Raw genomic sequence first — 21,581 nt, 5'->3', positions numbered from 1 at the left:
ATATGCACCTTTCCTCAGTAATATCATCAGGCATTCGCTTCTATTACAAAGATTTCATAGTATTTACATCATACTATGGGTAACTCATAAAGATTTCTATGTCTCTACCAATTACTTTTTACATTATCCCCTTAAAAAGTAATGCTCTTAATATATTCATTATTCCCTACACTTGATATGCAGGTATTGGTCTACCCTTTTCGTTCATTGCATTGCATCTTTTATACTCTCTACTTTTCCGTTAATAAAATGGATTTCTCTTTTATTCCTTCAAATTCATTTAGTAGATACATAGCTATTTTTTCAACTGCAGGTGAATCCACTATTTCTTCATGTGATCCAGGGACTGAATACCTATTTACTCTACCTTTTAATAAAGGTCCCCAATCTGTAAACAACTCTTTTCCTTCCTCAGCACTAAAGTAGAGAACTTCTCCAGAGTATGGTATTAAATCATGCTCTGCCATTATGTTCAGGCATTTCCTATGCGCATTGATAACTTGCTTCAAATTGATAAGATCTGCATCAGGCGTGAGTACTCCTTCCATAATTAATTGCTCCACAAGCATATCTTGTTTATGGACAAGGTCTCCTTCCTGCTCAGTAAGATCTCTAGGAATGAAATGCTCATATATATATGAGAGCATATCCTCACTTGTTTTATGATCCTGCTTTGAAGGTACTTTAGTATCCATGAGTACCAACAACTCAACTTCCTCACCTTGATTCTTTAATACAGTTGCGATTTCATAAGCAATCGTACCGCCTAAAGACCATCCTCCAAGACGATATGGACCTTCTGGCTGAACACGTTTTATTTCTTCCATGTAAAGTTGAATTACTTCCGGCAAAGTTAACTCGTCAATTTCTTTCTTTTCTATAAGAGGATTCTGTAAACCATAAAATGAACAACGGCTCTTAAGCAATCTTGCTAGTTGAATGTAACAGAATACATTCCCCATAAACGGATGAACGCAGAAGAAAGGTCTTTTCTCTGATTCTTGTAGTGGAACTAGCGCTGCTACTGATTTCGTCATATCATGCTTATCACGAATAAGGCATGCGATTCCTTCCACTGTTGGATTCTTAATCAATGTAGACACCTTAATCTCTTTTCCAAACTTCTCCCTAATTTTTGAAACTAATTTAATTACAAGGAGAGAGTGTCCTCCTCTATTAAAGAAATCATCATTTACATAGACATCTTCTATCTGTAACACATCCTGCCAGATTTTAATCAACTGATATTCAATTTCATCCCTTGGAATGATTGGTGTAGAAAAGTTATTTTCTCTTAAAATAGTTAAATTGTTCAATGCCTTTCGATCAACTTTTCCATTCGTTGTAAGAGGAATCTCGTCTACCTTAATAAAGTGTGCGGGAACCATATAATTCGGTACTTGTGTCTTGAGATATTCACGCCAATCATGCATACTACCATCTCCAACTACATAAGCAACCAATCTCTGCTCTCCTAATTTATCCTCTGTTACCAAAACTACTGCTTCTTTTACCAATGGATGCCTCTCTAGATTCGCTTCAATCTCTTCAAGTTCAATACGAAAGCCCCTAATTTTTACTTGATTATCAATTCTTCTCAAGTAATCTAAATTACCATCAGGTAAATAACGAACCAAATCTCCCGTACGATATAAACGCTCTTCTTCATTAAATGGATGACGGATGAATCTCTCTGCTGTTAATTCTGGGCGATTCAAGTATCCTCTCGCTATACCTGCACCCCCAATATATAGCTCACCTGTTACACCAACTGGAACAGGTAACAAATTTTTATCTAATACATAAGTTTGAACGTTCGGCAACGGACGGCCAATTGTTACTCTCTTACTATCTTTTTTGATATGATAGCATGTTGCATCAACCGTACATTCTGTAGGACCGTATACGTTATAAAAATCAATTTTTTCTGTCTCTACTAGCTGTTCCCATAATGACGGCATAATTGCTTCACCACCGACTAATATCTTACTTGGTACATGAACATCAGCACTTATTTCTAGCAATCCTCCATCTATAAGTAATTGAAGTAATGAAGGTGTCATATCAAACATTTCCAATTTATTCTCCCTAATATAGGACACAAATTGTTCCGGATTAGTGCGAACTTCACTTGGGATAATATATAAACTTGAACCATAAAGCAACATTTGTAATTGCTGAATAGATACATCAAAGGCAATTGACGCATTCAAACCGACGCGCATATTATTAGGTATTTCATGTGAGAAAACTTCTTTTTGTAAACCATAGGATAGGTTTATTACAGAATGGTGCTGTACTAAAGCCCCCTTTGGATTCCCTGTCGAACCAGAAGTGTAGATAACATACGCTAAGTTTTCCCCTGTCACCTCACATGTTGGTGAAAGTTTGCTTTCTCGAGAAATCATGGCTTGATCCCTATCTAGGCAAACTACCTTGATTTCTTTAGGTATCCAGCCCACTAATACCTCATTCGTAACTAACACTTGAATATCTGTGTCTTCTAAAATATATCGTAGGCGGCTTTCCGGATTCGATGGATCCAATGGAACATAGGCTGCTCCGGCCTTCCAAATTCCCATTAGACCAACAACCATCTCAACTGATCGATCAAAGCAAAGGCCAACTAATGACTCTGTCCCAATTCCACATTTCTGTAAATGATGGGCTAATTGATTAGCTCTTTCATTCAGCTCTCGATATGTTAGTTGCTGTTTTTCATCTACCACTGCCAACGCGTCAGGCGTACGATTTACTTGCTCTTCGAATAGTTGATGGATTGCATTCTCACGTGGATAGGATATAGTATTATTATTCCATTCTTCCAATAGCTTTCTTTGTTCAGCTTCCGTAATATATACTAGCTCCGATAGATTTTGATCAATGTTTTTGAGCATTTGCATTAACACTTTGTGTAAATGACCCAGCATTCGTTCAATGGTTACTCTATTAAACTTACTACGGTCATACATTAACTTTAACGATAACTGGATTCCTGGAACTACAGCTAACCCTAATGGGTAGTGGGTTTCTTCTCCCCCTTCCAATTCACCAATTTCCAGATTTTCTGAAGACTCCTCTTTCACTGGATAATTTTCAAACACATATAAACTATTGAACAGCGGTATTCCTCTAGGAACTTCACTCCACGCCTGAATCTCTGTCAAAGAAGCATACTCATATTGTCTTCTTTCTATCTCTTCCTCTTGTATCTTCTGCAACCAATCTATTAATTTTATATCATCCATCAATTGAATTCGCGTCGGTGACGTTGTAATGAAAGGACCTACGATGTTTTCAACATCAATAATCTCCGTAGAACGCCCTGAGCTTGTTACACCAAAAACAATGTCATTTTCTCCACTATATCGGCTCATGAGATATGCCCATGCACCTTGAATTACTGTACTCAAAGTAAGTTTATTGCGTTTCGCCCATCCTTGTAACGCTTGAGTCTGCTCTTCTGATAAATACGTAACCTTCTCTGTGTAACCTTTTTCTTCCTCTTTACTTTCTAAGCCCAGTAAAGTTGGTGCAGTAAAACCTTTTAGCTTCTCTCTCCAGAATTGTTCCGCCTGCTCCTTATCTTGTTCTCTGAGCCATTGGATATATTTCTTATATGGTGAGGACTTAGGTAACTTCACAGCTTCTCCATTCATTCTCTTTTGATAGACTGTAAGTAATTCATTAAATACTAATGGTAAACTCCATCCATCCAGTAAAATATGGTGATGGGTCCAAACAATCCGATATTCTTCCTCACCTTCTTGAATGACTGTTACCCGCATCAATGGTGCTTCATCAAATTGGAAGGCTTGTTTTCGATCTAATTCCAAAAAGACTTTTCTTTTTTCCTCTATCTCTTCACTCGTCATTGTACGCCAGTCTTCTTTGTTCACTTTAAATGGGATATTTTCATACACCACTTGTACAGGTTCTTCAATTTCGTCCCATACAAATGCTGTACGAAAAATTTCATGCCGCTGAATTACAGATTTCCACGCCTGCTCAAATGTAGGAATATTCATTTTCCCTCGAATCATAAAACTCAATTGCACTATATACGGTGCAACATGTTCATCCCCTTGGTCATGCAATGTGTGGAAAATCATACCTTCTTGCAAAGGTGATAATGGATATAAATCAGTAATTTGATTGTTCTTTCCGCGATGCATTTTGTTTAGTACATTTGTCAAACCTTCTTGGCTAAGATTAGCCATTGCAAAATCCGAAATGGTCAGTGCAGATTCTCTATCTGAAAATTGGATCAATGTACTCAGTTGATATAGCATATTCTGTGCAATACTTTGAATCGTTGATTTGGCAAATTGTCCAACATTGTATACCCAAGTGAATTGAAGTTTTCCATCCGTTACAACCCCAATTACATCAATTACATGCGATCGCTTAGAACCGGCAGCATGATCTAAACGCTTAAATTCGTTCTCTGGAATAAACATTGCATCGCTAGAAAACAATTGGTCAAATTGTCCAAGATAGTTAAAACTAATAGACGGTGTATATTGGAAGCTTAATTGCTCACACATTGTTGCGTTCATGTAACACAACACCCCATAATCAACACCCTTATTAGGAATTTTGCGAACTTGTTCTTTAACTGCTTTTAATGCTGCAATTGGCGTATTAGCATTAGTAATATTTAAATGAACTGGGTAAATACTTGTAAACCATCCCACGGTTCTCGATAAATCAACATCTTCAATAATCTCTTCTCGACCATGTCCCTCTAAATCTACGCTTAATATCGGCTGCCCCGTACATGCTGCTGTAGCTTGTACCAATGCTGCTAATAATACTTCATTGATTTGGACACGGTGAGTGCTTAAAGTCTCTTGCAATAACATACGGGTCTCATTCTCGTTTAACACCACAGTAATTTCCTCAGTTACTGCGCTTACTGGATTACTTATAGTACCATCTACTGGCAGTATAACTACGTCTTGTTCAGCCTGCTGCTCCCAGTAATGTAGCACTTCTTTTGATATTCCAGTTTCAGCGTAATGTTGTAATTTCTCCGACCATTCTTTAAAAGATGTACTCTTCATAGGTAATTGATTTTTTTGTCCTTGGACTGCTTGCGTATACGCTGTTTGCAAATCTTCCAATAAAATTCGCCAAGAAACACCATCCACAGCTAAGTGATGAATTGTCCAAAATAATCGGCCAGTCTTCTCATCTTCATCAAAATACACCATTCTCATTAAAGGACCATCATGTAAATTCAATCTTTCTTGTGCAACATTAATCTCTTTTTGAATAACTTCATGCCAATCCGCTTCCGGCACTTCGTCTAATGAAATGACAGTCAGCATCAATTGTTCTTTAATTCCTTCATTCCACTGTTCCCAAGTCCCATTAGGTAAACGTTCATATCTTAAACGCAGGGCATCATGATGAAGTAGAAGGCTACGCGCTGCCTTTTCCAGTGATCCTATGTCCAATTTTTCTTTCGTTCTAAAGAACATGGATTGATTCCAATGATGTGGATTAGGATGATTTTGTGCAAAAAACCTTTGCTGAATAGGTGTAAGTATCGTCTCTCCAGTTATAATTCCTTGTTCAGCTTGTACACCTTGTTCTTCTTTGACTACTTGCGCCAACTCAGCAATCGTTTGGTGTTCAAATAGTTGTTTTGGTGTCAACTGTAAACCAGCTTGCTTTGCACGAGAGACAATCTGAATGCTAAGAATTGAATCTCCACCAATTTCAAAAAAGTTATCATAAATACCAATACGTTTTGAACCTAGCACACGTTCCCAAATGATAGAAAGCTTATGTTCACGTTCATTTCTTGGGGCCGCGTAGCCTTCTTGTGTTCCTTGATAATCTGGTATAGGTAACGATTTCCGATCAACCTTTCCATTTATGGTTAGCGGTAATTCTTTCATTTCGACAAAGTAGGAAGGTATCATATGGATTGGCAGTTTTGTTTTAAGATACTCTCGCCATTCTTCTAAACTACCTTCGCCCACTACATAAGCTACTAATCTCTTATCTCCCGACTGATTTTCCCTAACTATTACAACTACCTCTTTTACCAAGTCATGCTCTTGTAAAGTCGACTCAATCTCCCCAAGTTCGATTCGAAATCCTCTAATCTTCACTTGATTATCCATTCTTCCTAAGTAGTCTATATTACCATCTGGAAGATATCTCACAAGATCGCCTGTTCTATATAACCTCTCGCCTTCTTTGAATGGATGAGAAATAAATCGTTCGGATGTTAACTCTGGACGATTCAAGTACCCCCTTGCTAGACCTGCTCCTCCGATATAAAGTTCCCCCATCACACCAACTGGAACTGGTAACCTATTTCTATCTAATACATAAGTTTGGACGTTAGGCAATGGACGCCCAATTGTTACTCTCTTACTATCTTTTTTGATATGATAGCATGTTGCATCAACCGTACATTCTGTAGGACCATATACATTATAAAACTGTATTTTATCAGTCTCTACTAGCTGTTCCCATAATGACGGCATAATTGCTTCACCACCAACCAGTACCTTACTTGGAACATGAATGCCATCGCACGTTTCTAACAATCCGACATCTATAAGTAATTGAAGCAATGAAGGTGTTATATCAAAGATTTCTAACTTGTTCTCCCTAATATAAGCTACAAACTGCTCCGGATCACTTCGTACTTCATTTGGAATAATATACAAACTTGAACCATAAAGCAGCATTTGTAATTGCTGGATAGATGCATCAAAGGCAATTGACGCATTTAAACCGACATGCATGTTAGATGGTATCTCATGTTCGAAAACCTCTTTTTGTAAACCATGTGACAAGTTTAGTACAGAATGATGCTGTATCAAGACACCCTTTGGATTCCCCGTTGATCCTGAAGTATAGATAACATACGCTAAGGTTTCTCCTGTTACTTCACATTTTGGTGAAAGAATGCTTTCTTGTGAAATCATTGCTTGATCCCTATCTAGACAAACTATCTTCATTTCTTTAGGTATCCAGTCTTCCAATGACTCGTTCGTAACTAATACTTGAATTCCAGTGTCCTCCAAAATATATCGTAGGCGACTTTCTGGATATGATGGTTCTAATGGAACATAGGCTGCTCCAGCCTTCCAAATCCCCATAATACTAACAACCATCTCAACTGAACGTTCAAAGCAAAGTCCAACCAATGATTCATTCCCAATTCCGCATTGCTGAAGATAGTGGGCCAATTGATTAGCTTTTTCATTCAGCTCTCGATACGTTAACTGCTGTTTTTCATCTACCACTGCTACCGCATCAGGTGTACGATTTACTTGCTCTTCAAACAGCTGATGAATCGTACTTTCCTGTAGATATGCTACAGCATCATTATTCCACTCTTCCAACTGTTTTTGCTGTAATCCTGATAATATAGGCAACTTAGCTAATGATTTATCAGGATTCTCCACGATTACATTCAACCAGTTCCCAAAATGTTCAGCCATGGATTCAATAGTTAAGCTGTCAAATAAATCAGTTCTATAAACAAAAGTAAGTAATAAACCCTCTTCCACTTCTGCAGCAGTTAAACTTAAATCAAACTTAGCGATAGGGGCATTACTTTCCATTACTTCTATATTTCTTCCATGTAGTTCTGGTAGCTTCTGTCCCGTATTTTGCAAAGTAAACATGGTTTGGAAAATCGGAGAATGGCTTGTATTTCGTTCAGGTTGGATAACCTCTACAATTTTCTCAAACGGAACATCTTGATACTCATACGCCTTCAATGCTTTTATCCGTACTTGAGACAACAACTCTTGAAATGCCGGTGCATTACTTAAATCAGCTCGATAAACCAATGTATTGACAAAGAAACCAATCAGTCCTTCAATTTCTCGATAATTTCGATTTGCAATTGGGCTACCAACAATAATATCCGTTTGTCCCGTATAACGAGCAAGGAAACTTTGATACGCTGCCAATAAGGTCATGAAAAGTGTGGCCCCTTCTTGACGACTTAGTTCGTTTAATTTATCCAGTAATGAGCGCGATAACAAAACATTATGAGTTAATCCATGGTGGGTTTGCACTGGCGGACGCGGACGATCCATTGGCAACATTAAGACTGGTAACTCACCGGATAATTCTTCCTTCCAATACGCAAGTTGTTGATATAGTAATTCATCTTTCAACCATTCTCTTTGCCACTGAGCAAAATCGGCATATTGAACTGGTAGTGGTTCCAGCTCTGCTTGTTTTTCACCAATCGCATTCTCATAAAATGCCATCCATTCTTGAAGTAAGATTTCCATCGACCATCCATCTGAGATAATATGATGCATATTACACAGAAGAATCCATTCTTCTTCTGAAATTCTTATGAGTTTCCCACGGAACAATGGCCCTTGTTCTAAATCAAATGGAGATTCGACTTCAGTTTGAATCCATTGCTCCAACTTTCTTTCTCGCTCCTCTAATGAAAGCTTAGTTAAGTCCATTTGCAGAAGCGGACGGAAAACGTACGGTTGAATCTGCTGGATAGGATGGCCATCCTCTTCATAAAATACAGTCCGCAAAGATTCATGACGCTCTATCAACTGATTCCATCCCAACTCCAATGCCTCAGGTAACCAATTCCCTGTAAGACGGCATGCCATTGGCATATTATAAAGTGCACTATTAGGTGCAAATTGATCAATAAACCATAAGCGCTGTTGGGCATAAGACAGTGGAATATTTCCCCCTCGTTCTATCGGCATCAATGGTGGAATTTCTCGTTTTTCGCTCCCCTTACGTAACTGATCTATTCGTTTCGATAATGCCTCGACCGTTGAATATTCGAACAGTTCACGTACTGGCAATTTGATTTGAAAGACCTCCTGTAAGCGTGAGACCACTTGTGTAGCAAGTAGAGAGTGACCACCGAGCTCAAAGAAAGAATCCTGAACATCAATGTCTCTTATTCCTAGCACTTGACTCCACACTGAAGCAATAAGTTCTTCCAGCGGAGTTCTTGGGTATACAGTATTTTCAGCGGATTGTTCACTAAGTATAGGCAATGCCTTCAAATCAAGTTTTCCATTCGGTGTAAGTGGTAAAAATTCCATCTCAATAAAGTTTGTTGGAACCATGTAATTAGGTAAATGTGTTTGTAGATGTTCTCGCCATTCATGGACACTTCCTTCACCAACTACATAAGCTACTAATCTCTTATCACCTTGATTATCCTCTCGCACCAATACAACAGCTTCTTTCACAGAAGAATGCGCCTGCAAAACAGCTTCTATTTCTCCCAATTCAATCCGGAAACCACGAATTTTCACTTGGTCATCTATACGTCCATGGAACTGGAGATTACCATCAGAAAGATAACTTGCTTTGTCTCCTGTATAATAGAGACGTTCTCCTGACTTGAAAGGATGTGGAATAAATTTTTCCTTTGTAAGATCCGGACGATTAGCATATCCACGTGCAAGACTCTTCCCTCCAATATAGAGATCTCCAATTACACCAATTGGTACTAGCTGAAGATGAGAATCTAACACATAAACTTCTGTATTCGCAATCGGTCGACCAATCGATGGCGTACCTGTTGTCACTCCTACAGGTACATAACAATCTGTGGTAACAACGGTATTTTCCGATGGACCATACTGATTAATTACCGCAAAAGGAATATCGTTAGATGGATACTGTGTTAATTGATCCCCACCAGTAATGATAAAACGAAGATCCGTTTTATCTGGCCAAGATAATTTCAAGAGTCTTTCCAGAATAGGCGTAGGTGCAAAACTAGCTGTTATTCGTGAATCAATGAGCCAGTCCCTTAGTGCTTCTGGATTAATTCTCAGTTCCTCTGTTGACAAGTAGAGTGCTGCACCAGCAGTTAGATACGGCCAAATCTCCTGGACAGCCGAATCAAAAGCAACCCCTGCAATCTGAGTCGCACGATCCTCTGCTGAAATACGATAAACTTCTTGATGCCAAGAAACCATATTCATTAATGAGCGATATTCAACCATAACACCCTTCGGTTTTCCTGTAGAACCAGAGGTATAGACAATATAGGCTAAGTTCTCTGGATTTATTTGACGTGTAGGTGCAATTACGCTTTCCACCGTTAATTCTTCTAACCTCACCATTTCGACGTGTGCGAAATGTCCTTCTTGTACTTCCGCCGTCACTACAAATTGAATTCCTGCATCTTCAATCATGTATTCTAACCTTGATTTTGGATACAACGGGTCTAAAACAACATAAGCTCCACCAGCTTTTAAAATGCCTAGTAAACTTGCCATTAGCTCTGCTGACCTCGGAAGATAAACTCCCACCACTGACTCTGGGGCTACTCCCTTTCGCTGTAAAACATTTGCCAACTGATTTGCTTGTATATCCAGTTCACCATAAGTCCACTGTTTTGTTTGATCAACTATCGCAATCGCATCAGGACGCATTGCTACTTGCTCCTCAAATCTTTCGCAAATAAGACCCTGATGGGACATTTCCATTACAGTGTCATTCCATGTTTCTAATAACAAATTACGCTCGGGTTCCGATAGCATGCTCAGGTCATGCAACGGATTTTGTGGGCGATGAGAAACTTCATATAGCCATTTCTCAAAGTGTCCTGCCATCCGTTCAATAGTAGTAGCATTGAATAAATCCTTATTGTATTCAAAAGTAAAAAGTAATCCCTCTTCTGTCTCAACTGCCATCACACTTAAATCAAACTTTGCAATTGGACTATGGCTTTCTATCATTTCAATACTTCTACTAGATAACACCGGAAACTCTTGTTTCATATTTTGCAAGATGAACATAGTCTGGAAGATTGGCGAATGACTTGTACTTCGCTCCGGTTGCACAACTTCTACAATTTTTTCAAATGGGATATCTTGATATTCATACGCCTTCAATGCCTTTTGACGAACCTGATACAGTACATCTTGAAATGTCGGTCCACCACTCAAATTAGTTCGATAAACCAGCGTGTTAACGAAGAAACCAATTAGTCCTTCAATTTCTCTATAATTCCGATTCGCAATTGGGCTTCCGACCAAAATATCTTCTTGTCCCGTATAACGAGATAGAAAACTTTGATACGCAGCCAACAGCGTCATGAAGAGTGTAGCCCCTTCTTTTCGGCTAAGTTCATTCAATTTATCATGTAGCGTGCTTGGCAAAACTAGAGTGTATGTCGACCCGTGATGAGTTTGTATTGCAGGACGCGGGCGATCCATAGGAAGTTGGAGTACAGGAAGCTCCCCAGACAATTCTTCCCTCCAATATTGAAGTTGTTGATCAAGCACTTCCTCCTTCAGCCATCCTTTTTGCCACTGAGCAAAGTCGGCATATTGAACCGGTAATGGTTCAAGTTCCGCCACCTTTCCATCCGTTGCTTTCTCATAAAATGCCATCCATTCTTCAAGTAGGATTCCCATTGACCATCCATCTGAAATGATATGATGTAAAGTACAAAGGAGTATCCATTCTTCCTCTCCCACGTGCAAAATACTCGTCCTGATTAATGGACCCTCTGTTAAATCAAATGGCACTTCTGTTTCTTGTTGAATGAAACGTTTAACCTCTTCTTCTCGGTCTTCAGAAGAAAGCATAGTTAAATCCGTTTTCGGAATTGATTGAAAAGCATACGATTTAATTTGCTGTACGGGTTGACCATTCACTTCTTGAAAGACCGTCCGCAGTGATTCATGACGTTCTATTAGTTGATTCCATCCCGTTTCCAATACTTCAAGTAGCCAATTCCCTGTAAGACGGCATACCATTGGCATATTGTAAAGGGCACTATTAGGTGTAAATTGATCAATAAACCATAAACGTTGTTGGGCATAAGATAGTGGAATAGCTTCTCCTCGCTCCATCGGTATTAGTGGCGGAATCTCTCGTTTTTTATCTCCTTTACGTAGCTGTTCTAATCGCTTTGCCAGTGACTCCACCGTTGTATATTCAAATAGTTCACGTACTGGTAATTCGATTTGAAAAATTTCCTGTAAACGTGACACTACTTGAGTAGCTAGTAGTGAATGACCACCGATTTCAAAAAAGGAATCCTGCACACTAATATTTTTTATTCCTAACACTTGGCTCCAAACGGAAACAATGAGCTCCTCCACTGGTGTTCGTGATGAAGTAATATCTTCACTTATGAACTGTTCTTCTAATTCCAATAATGCTTTCCGATTCACTTTACCATTTGGAGTGAGTGGCATACCTTCAATTTGGAAAAAGTATGCCGGAACCATATAATGTGGTAATTGCTTCTTGAGATATTCACGCCACTCTCCAGTATCCCCTTCACCCACTACATAAGCTACTAACTGCTTATCTCCTGGTCGATCTTCCTTCACCAACACGACTGCCTCTTTTACAGATGAGTGATCATGTAAAGCTGCTTCAATTTCTCCCAATTCAATTCGGAATCCTCTAATTTTGACTTGGTTATCTATTCTTCCAATATATTCTAAGTTACGATCATTCATATATCTCACCAAGTCACCCGTTCGATATAATCGTTCCCCGTCCTTAAAAGGATGCGGAATAAAACGTTCAGTAGTTAAATCCGGTCGATTGAAGTAGCCACGTGCCAATCCTACTCCTCCAAGGTAAAGTTCCCCTGCCACACCAATCGGGACCACTTGTTGATATTGATCTAACACATACAACTCTGTATTATCAATCGGACGACCAATCGGAATAAGCATTGCCTCTTTTTCTAAATCACAATCGTAATAAGTCACATCCACAGTCGCTTCAGTAGGACCATACAAGTTAATTAACTTTGTTTGCTGAACATTGTAAAAGATCCCCTTAAACCGGCGAACCTGCTCAGTGTTTAACGCTTCTCCACTAGTAAAAACTTGAATTAAAGACGATACATCCCTTTTCGAATTATATAGTTCCATATAATCTAAAAAAGTAGATAACATCGACGGAACAAAGTGCATGGTGGACACACGATATCGTTCAATATACTCCTCAATCACCACAGGATCTTTCTCTCCTCCTGGTGGAAGTAAACAAACACGTGCTCCTACAAATGACCACCAAAATAATTCCCAGACAGAAACATCAAATGAAAACGGTGTCTTTTGTAGGATTGTATCGTCCTCGGACAATGGGTATTTTTTCTGCATCCACTGTAGACGGTTGATAACGGAATGATGTTCAATCATTACCCCCTTTGGATTTCCCGTCGAACCCGAAGTGTATATAATATAGGCTAAGTTATTTGCTGTTACTCCACTCACCGGAGCTAAATTACTCTCTTTAGAAATCATTACTTGATCCCGGTCTAAACAAATTGCTCGAATATCTTTAGGTAACCAGTCCTGTAGTGCCTCTTTTGTTAACAGCACTTGAATTTGTGAATTCTCCAAAATGTATCTCAGGCGGTTTTCGGGATAACTTGGGTCCAGTGGGACATAAGCCCCACCTGCTTTCAAAATCCCAAAGAGACCAATAATCATATCAGGAGAACGTTCAATACATATACCGACTAATGATTCAGGTCCGATACCTCGTTTTTGTAGAAAATGTGCCAATTGATTCGATTTTTCATTCAGTTCTTGATACGTTAGCTTTCCACCCTCATAAACTACCGCCACTGCATTAGGTGTCCGTGCAACTTGCTGCTCAAATAGCTCATGAATCATACAATCATGACCATAAACTACGTCCGTATCATTCCATTCTTCTAGGAGTTGTTTTTGCTCAGTATCCGATAACATTGACAGCTTTGTATATGATTCATCTGGATGATACGTGATTTCATTTAGCCAGTTCTCAAAATGTCCTGCCATACGTGCAATGGTACTACTATCAAATAAATCCGTGTTGTATTCAAATGAGACGAATAGACCTTCTTCCACTTCATAGGCAGTTAAGCTCAAATCAAATTTAGCAATAGACATATTACTTTCTACCATTTCAATACTTCTATTAGGCAAATCTAGTCGTTCTTGTTTTATATTTTGTAGCGTAAACATGGTCTGAAATATAGGGGAATGACTCGTGCTTCGTTCAGGTTGCACAGCTTCTACCACTTTTTCAAATGGTATATCTTGATATTCGTAAGCTTTTAACGCCTTTTTCTTTGTTTGGTTCAAAATCTCTCGAAAAGTAGGGATGCCACTCAAATCTGATCGGTAAACCAACGTATTAACAAAGAAACCAATTAATCCTTCTACTCCCTTATGGTTCCGATTTGCAATCGGACTACCAACTAGAATATCTTTTTGTCCCGTATAACGAGCAAGAAAGCTCTGGTATGCGGCCATTAAAGTCATAAATAAAGTAGATCCTTCTTGTCGACTTATATCCTTCAATTGACTAAGCAATTTATAAGGAAAAATTACGTGATGCGTAGCCCCAGAGTAAGTCTGCTTAACCGGTCGAGGTCGATCCACTGGCAGTTGTAAAATAGGAAGCTCACCAGATAATTCTTCTTGCCAATACGTAAGCTGACGATTTAGCACATCACCTTGCAACCACTCCTTTTGCCACTTCGCAAAGTCTGCATATTGAATGGATAATGAACTTAATTTAGCAGGATTTCCGCCCGTTTCTTCTTCATAGAAAGCAAGTAATTCATTCATGAATATACCAATGGACCAAGCATCAGAAATAATATGATGCATCGTACACAGTAATAACCATTCATCCTTCTCTAATTGAACAAGCTGATTACGAACTAAAGGACCATTCATTAAATTAAATGGTTCTTGCGCTTCTCTCGCAATTAAACTATCTACCTCTTTTTCTTTTACTTCTAGAGGAAGTTGAGAGTAATCTCTTACAGGTAATGCTCTAGGAAGGAATTCGACAATTTGTTGCACAGGTTGTTCTCCTACTTCTTTAAAAACAGTTCGTAATGATTCATGGCGTTCAATGAGTCGATTGAATCCCTTTTCTAATGCTTCAGGTATCCAATTTCCTTTTAGATGCCATACCGTTGGAATATTATATAAAGAACTATTTGGATTAAATCTGTCCATAAACCACAAACGTTGTTGTGCATAAGACAACGGGAGAGCTTCTTTATTCTCCTTTTTTTGCATTTGCTTCTGAAGCCATGCTCTCTTCTCAGGAGAAAGTGAACTCAGCTTTGCAAGTAAATCACTTCTCATTTTTTTACCCCTTCCTCAATCAAATTACTCTCGAATATCCCTTGTGCTTCTTCCTCTGATAGCTCTTCTAATTGCTTAAGTAGTTCCAGTAATTCTTCATCATTACTCACTTCTGCTTCCTTTTGAATATAGTCTTGAAGACTTACATTCTCCTTACTACCATTCTGCATTTCTTGATTTTTGTTATCGAGCAATTGATCAATCTGTTCTGCCAATTGCTCCACCGTATGAAACATAAATAAATCATGCAATGGTATGTCGATTGCAAAAGCCTCTTTAAGATTAGAAACAGCTTGCGTAGCAAGTAATGAATGGCCACCAATTTCAAAAAACGAATCCTGAATTCCGATGTTTTCCATACCTAAAACTTCATGCCATATCGAAACGATTGTTTTTTCCGTAGACGTACGAGGAGCAATATAACCACTTGCTATCTCCTGTTTCTCTGGTGCTGGTAAAGCCTTCCTATCAATTTTCCCATTAGGAGTGAGTGGAAATGCATTTAATCCAACAAAATAGGCTGGGATCATATAATTTGGTAGTTGATCCTTGAGATAATCACGCCACTTTTGAGCATCTCCGTCTCCTACAACATAGGCAATCAAACGTGGGTCGCCAGGATAATCTTCCCGCACCATCACAATAGCTTCGTTAACTAGTGTATGCCTTTGTAATATCGCTTCAATTTCTCCTAGTTCAATCCGGAACCCACGAATTTTCACCTGATGATCGATTCGCCCAACATACTCCAAATTTCCATCCGGCAAATACCTTACTAAATCTCCAGTCCGGTATATTCGCTCTCCTTCTTTAAACGGATGCGGTATAAAACGATTTTTCGTTAAGTCAGGGCGCTTTAAATATCCACGTGCTAATCCTGATCCACCAATGTACAACTCACCAACTACACCAATTGGAACCATTTTTTGTTCAGCACTTAGTACATATACTTCTGTATTGAATATTGGTTTACCAATCGGTGGGACCCTATGCATGACACCCTTTTCTAATTCCATATACGTGGAATACGTAGTATCTTCGGACGGTCCATATAGGTTGTACACCTTTTCAATCGTATTTCTCTCGTATAAATCTTGAACAAGCGAATATGGCAATGGTTCTCCAGCCAAATTCATCACCTTTACCGAAGAAGGTATTGTTTTTGCTCGAACCAGTTCCTTTGCTGCCGATGGCACAGTATTAACCAAAGTCACACCTTTGGAAGACAACTTCTCTAGATGTAGAGCATTTTCAGTGACAATCACCTTACCACCCATCGTTAAGGGAACAAATACTTCAAAAACGGATAAATCAAAAGATAGCGAAGTTGAAGCTAACACTCCCGCTAATTCCTTTCGGGAATACGTGTGGTGCGCCCAATGAATCATTGTTACTGTATTCCTGTGCTCAATCATTACTCCCTTTGGATTTCCAGTGGAACCTGAAGTATAGATAATATAGGCTAAGTTATCGCCCGTCACTTCACTCGTACATACCGTAGTTACTTCTTGTTCTATTTCTGCTCGATTACGATCAATACAAATCACGTTGACGAATTTAGGTATAACCATTTTTTGTTGTAACTTTTCCTGCGTCACCAGTACCTTTATTTGAGCATCTTCTAAAATGTACTGCAGTCGACTTTCCGGATACGCTGGATCAATTGGGACATATGCTCCTCCCGCCTTCATAATTCCTAAAAGACCGACAATCATCTCGGATGAACGTGTAACGCAAACCCCAACTAATGATTCGCATGTTACACCATTTTTTTGTAAATAATGTGCCAACTGATTCGAGCGTTCGTCCAACTCTCGATATGTTAGTTCTTCATCTTCGCACACTACTGCAATTGCTTCTGGTGTTTTTTTCACCTGTTCTTCAAACATTGTATGAATCGTACTTTCTTCCATATCTATAACACGCGATTTATTCCATTCCTCTAGTAGTTGCTTATATTCTACTTTCGATAACATATTCAGTTCTGATAGTACACATTTTGGATGAGAGACAATTTGATTTAACCAATGTTTAAAATGACTTGCCATACGTTCAATGGTTGTATCATTAAACAAATCAGTATTATATTCAAAGGTTAGTGATAATCCTTCTTCCGTCTCAGAAGCAAATAAACTCAAATCAAATTTGGCAACAGAAGCATGGCTTTCCATGAGTTCCATTTGTCTTTCAGATAGCTGAAGAAACTCTTGTTTCGTATTCTGTAAAGTAAACATAGTTTGGAATATTGGTGAATGACTTGTATTCCGTTCAGGTTTTACGGATTCTACCACTTTCTCAAATGGGATGTCCTGATACTCGTATGCTTTTAGCGCTTTTTTTCTTACCTGCGACAAAAGTTCTTGGAACGTCGGATTTTCACTGAAATCAGCTCGATAAACCAACGTGTTTGCAAAGAATCCTATTAATCCCTCAATCTCTTTCACATTTCGATTAGCGATTGGGCTTCCAACTATAATGTCGTCCTGTCCTGTATAACGAGAAAGGAAGCTTTGATACGCTGCCATCAATGTCATAAATAAAGTGCATCCTTCTTGCAGACTTAAATCTTTGAGCTTTTCCTGTAGGGAATTCGCCACTATTAAGGACTGACTTGCACCACGATGGGTTTGAACTGCAGGTCGAGGACGATCCATCGGTAATTGTAAAACCGGTAGTTCCCCAGATAATTCTTCCTTCCAATATTGAAGGTGCTGATTCAAATTCTCCTCTTTTTGCCATTCCTTCTGCCACATGACAAAATCTGCATATTGGATAGATAACTCCTTCAATTCCACTGGTTTTCCGGTTAGTGCTCCTTCATAAAAAGCCATCCATTCTTCAAGTAAGATTCCCATTGACCATCCATCTGAAATAATATGATGCATCGTACAAATGAGAACCCATTCTTCCCTGTCCACTTTCAATATTCGTGTTCGAATCAGAGGACCTTGTCCCAAATGAAATGGTTCCTCCGCCTCGTTTTGAATAAGGCGTTTCATTTCTCTTTCCCTATCTTCCAAAGAAAGATCTGTTAGATTCGTTTGAGGAATATGTCTGAACACATGAGATTGAACCTGTTGAAAAGGTTCATCCTCTTGTTCTAGAATTGTCGTCCTTAATGATTCATGACGCTCCAACAATTGATTCCATCCGACCTCCAATGCTTCAATTGACCATTTACCTGTTAAGCGACACGCTGCATGAATATTGTACATCGCACTATTTGGCATTAATTGATCAATAAACCATAGACGTTTCTGCGCATAGGAAAGTGGGATAACTTCTTCTCGTTTCATAGGTACAAGAGGAGCAACCTCTCGTTCTTTATCTTCTTTTCGTAACTGATTCACTCGTTTCGCCAATGCTTCCACTGTATCGTGCTTGAAAAGTTCACGTAATGGAATTTTAATTTGGAACAGTTCTTGTAACCGAGAGACGATTTGAGTAGCAAGTAGTGAGTGCCCACCACGTTCAAAGAAGGAATCCTGAATACTAATATTTTCTATCCCTAACACTTGACCCCAAACCGAGGCAATAAGCTCTTCCGATGGCGTCCGAGGTAGAACATTTAAATCTCCAATAGCTTGCTCATCAGGTATTGGCAAGGCCTTTCGGTCAATTTTCCCATTCGGAGTAAGCGGGAAGTGTTCTAACTCTACAAAGTGCGCTGGAATCATATGATTCGGTAATTGTTTTTGTAAATACTCTCTCCACTCCTCGGTATTTTCATCGCTTATTACATATGCAACCAATCGTTGATCACCTGGACGATCTTCTCTAACTAATACGACAGCCTCTTTAATAAACGAACATTTTTCTAAAGTGGCTTCAATTTCTCCTAATTCAATCCTAAAACCACGCATTTTGACTTGATGGTCCATTCTACCTATAAATTCTATATTTCCATCAGTTAGATATCTTACTGAATCTCCTGTTCGATATAGTCGTTCCCCCAATTGGAATGGATGCGAAACGAATTTTTCAGCAGTAAGATTCGGACGATTTAAGTATCCACGTGCTAAACCAGCACCACCAATATATAACTCACCCTCAATTCCTATTGATTGCAAGCGTTGATTTTGGTCTAATACATATAATTGCGTGTTCTGTATTGGCTGCCCAATAGAAACAAATTCTTGATTAGGCTGAATATCAAATGCATTCACATAAATAGTGGCTTCAGTTGGTCCATAAAAGTTGGTTAATTTCACTTGTCCACTATAATTCCATTTCTGTTGAAATCGTCTAACTAACCCTGAACTTAGTTCTTCTCCACCAGAAAATACATGGCGTACGGACGAACAATTCATGTTCAATTCAATACGATTGAAGTGATCTAAGAAAACAGATAACATTGAAGGTACAAATTGAACTATAGTAACCTGATGTTGTTTAATCACTTCAGCTATAATAGAAGGATCTTTTTCTCCATCTGGAGGTAGGAAAGATACACTGGCACCAACGTGAATGCCCCAAAACAATTCCCAAACAGAGACATCAAATGAGAATGGCGTTTTCTGCAAGACCACATCCTTTTCAGAAAGCGGATATTTATGTTGCATCCATTCTAGATAATTAATTACTGAATGATGCTCAATCATTACTCCCTTTGGATTCCCTGTAGATCCTGAAGTATACATAACATACGCTAAATTTTCTCCTGTTACACCACTTATACATGGGGTTGATTCTTCTTTTTCAATTGCAGTGTAATCTTTATTCATACAAATCGTTTCTATATTTTCAGATACAAACAAATTTTTAGAATTCTCTTCCGTCACTAGTACTTCGATTCCAGCATCCTCTAATATATATCGAAGCCGACTCTCTGGATAAGTAGGGTCAAGTGGAACATACGCTGCTCCTGATTTTAGAATACCTAATAACGCTATCATCATTTGTAATGAACGTTCCATATATACTCCAACTAGAGACTCTGGGCCTACACCATGCTTTTGTAAATAATGAGCTAGCTGATTTGCACGCTTCTCCAACTCTTTATATGTAATTTGTTCATTTTCGTAACTAGCCGCGATTGCTTCCGGTGTTTTTTTAACTTGCTCCTCAAACATCGTATGAATCATGCCTTCAGCCGAATAATTAACTTGAGTATGATTCCATTCCTCTAGTAACTGTATCTGTTCTTCTTCTGTTAAATGAGTAATTTCAAATAGTTTTGAATCTAGGCTCTTCGTCATCTGAATTAATATTTGCAATAAGTGATTCTGAATCAGATTTATTGTTTCTTCATTAAAATAGCTTCGATCATACATCAACTTTAAAGTAATTTTCTTACCGGGCATTACAATGAGTGTTAAAGGATAATTTGTTTGTTCCGTGCTTGTAACATCTAGTAATCTTAAATCATCATTTCTCTCACCTTGAATTGGATAATTTTCAAACACATACAAGGTATGAAATAAGGAGCTATTTCGCGGAACCTCACTCCAGCCTTGAATATCTATCAACGAATTATACTCATACTGTCTTCGTTCCATTTCTTTCATTTGTATTTTACGAAGCCAATCTACTACTGATGTATTATCCGTTAATCGAATTCTGGTAGGTAATGTGTTAATAAATAGCCCCACCATATTCTCTGCTCCCATTAAATCAGTAGGACGCCCAGCGCTAGTTACGCCAAATACGACGTCACTGTCACCGCTATACCTACTCATCAAATAAGCCCATGCACCTTGTACTAACGTATTCAACGTTAATCGACTATTTCGTACCCACTCTTGTAAACTCTCAGTAAGTTCCTCAGATACTTGATAAGCACATTCTCCATAACCCTTCTCTTGTCCTTGTTCCTTTCTTTCCATTGCTAATGGAGTAGGTGCATAGAACCCTTTTAATTCTTCTTTCCAAAATTCCTCTGCTTGACTTTGATCTTGTTTATTTATCCATTGAATATATTTTTTATAAGGAAGAGGTTTAGGAAGATTCAACAATTCTCCCTTTATCATCTTGAGATAAACTTCCATCACTTCACTAAAGACCAATGACACACTCCATCCATCTAGCAAAATATGATGATGTGTCCAAATAATTCTCGTTTCCTCTTTTGCCTCTTTAATCGCAGTGACTCTCATCAATGGTGCTTCATCCAATAAAAATCCTTTTCTACGATCTACATTCAAAAACTGTTGTAATTTCTTCGCCCTTTCATCATGTGGATAGGTGCTCCAATCCTCTTCATGAATAGTAAAAGGAAGACGTTGGTAAACCGCTTGTAGTGGTTTTTCTACTTCCTCCCACACAAATACTGAACGTAAAACCTCATGTCGATGAATAACATATTCCCAGGCCTTTTCAAAAGTAGCAATATCCAATTGCCCCCCGAGCAAGAAGCCTACTTGTACAATATAGGAAAATGAATGTTCATCATCTTGATCGTATAAAGTATGAAACAGTATTCCTTTTTGCAAAGGTGATAAACCATATATATCAATAACGTCTCCCATT

The 21,581-nt window shown here is 38.6% G+C and carries 2 protein-coding genes; both read right to left on the bottom strand.

What is annotated here, in order from left to right; genetic code table 11:
* Positions 1-230: 230 nt before the first annotated feature.
* Entirely contained in the window at positions 231-15,113 is a 14,883-nt protein-coding gene (locus MR160_RS11415; protein ID WP_242297374.1) for a non-ribosomal peptide synthetase, read from the bottom strand.
* A complete protein-coding gene (locus MR160_RS11410; RefSeq protein ID WP_242297372.1) occupies positions 15,110-21,580 on the bottom strand; it encodes a non-ribosomal peptide synthetase in 6,471 nt (2,156 codons plus the stop codon). The genes MR160_RS11415 and MR160_RS11410 overlap by 4 nt, the downstream gene beginning before the upstream one ends.
* Between the last annotated feature and the right edge of the window lies 1 nt (position 21,581).

Source organism: Bacillus cereus group sp. BfR-BA-01382, from assembly GCF_022663475.1.
Classification (GTDB): Bacteria; Bacillota; Bacilli; order Bacillales; family Bacillaceae_G; genus Bacillus_A; species Bacillus_A thuringiensis_S.
This window is presented reverse-complemented; position numbering and strand designations above follow the sequence as displayed.

Coding starts and splice junctions, on each gene's coding strand:
- MR160_RS11415 (WP_242297374.1), bottom strand. CDS start 15,113: ATGAGAAGTGATTTACTTGCAAAGCTGAGTTCACTTTCTCCTGAGAAG.
- MR160_RS11410 (WP_242297372.1), bottom strand. CDS start 21,580: ATGGGAGACGTTATTGATATATATGGTTTATCACCTTTGCAAAAAGGA.